This window comes from Pseudomonas sp. AKS31 (genome assembly GCF_023634765.1).
Lineage (GTDB): Bacteria > Pseudomonadota > Gammaproteobacteria > Pseudomonadales > Pseudomonadaceae > Aquipseudomonas.
Map to the genome: position 1 here is coordinate 132,402 of NZ_JAMLFX010000005.1, position 405 is coordinate 132,806.

The 405-nt window shown below is 59.8% G+C and carries 1 pseudogene; it reads right to left on the bottom strand.

What is annotated here, in order from left to right:
* Positions 1-405, bottom strand: a pseudogene (locus M9827_RS16430) (serine 3-dehydrogenase); the annotation flags it as partial.

Here is a 405-nt window from a genome sequence, read left to right on the forward strand (position 1 = left end):
TATCGACGTAGTAACTGTCGAAGCCACCGCCACCGATCATGGTGTCGGCCCCGAGGCCGCCGTCCAGGGTGTTGGCCTGGTCATTACCGGTCAGGGTGTTGTTGAGGTTGTTGCCGGTGCCGTTGATCACGTTGTTACCGGTGAGGACAAGGTTCTCGACGTTGGCGCCTAGGGTGAATGCCACCGAACTGCGCACCGTGTCGATTTCGCCAGCCAGGGTGCTGGTTTCGGTCACAGTGTCGCCGTAGTTGTCGACGATGTAGGTGTCATTGCCCAGACCGCCGATCAGGCTGTCAGCCCCGAGGCCTCCGTCGAGAATGTTGTTGCCGTCGTTACCGGTGATGCGGTTGTTGACGCTGTTGCCGGTGCCGTTGAGGTTGGCACTGCCCAGCAAGATCAGGTTTT